At 44.6% G+C, this 242-nt stretch carries 1 protein-coding gene; it reads left to right on the top strand.

What is annotated here, in order from left to right; translation table 11 throughout:
- The coding region (locus Q4528_RS15590; RefSeq protein ID WP_512701006.1) for a carboxyvinyltransferase at positions 1-242 on the top strand (242 nt) is incomplete at both ends.

Below are 242 nucleotides of genomic sequence, written 5' to 3' on the forward strand. Positions count from 1 at the left end.
GGTCATGCTCGTATTGCACTACCTGGAGGTTGCGCAATTGGTTCAAGACCAATTGATCAGCACCTTAAAGGGTTTGAAGCGATGGGTGCAGAAGTTACGATTGGTAACGGCTTTATTGAAGCAGGCATCAAAGGAAGACTTCAAGGAGCAAAGATTTATCTTGATTTCCCAAGTGTAGGCGCCACTGAAAACATTATGATGGCTGCTGTACTTGCTGAAGGTACGACAGTAATGGAAAACGT

The organism is Staphylococcus pasteuri (genome assembly GCF_030547725.1).
GTDB classification, from domain to species: Bacteria; Bacillota; Bacilli; order Staphylococcales; family Staphylococcaceae; genus Staphylococcus; species Staphylococcus pasteuri.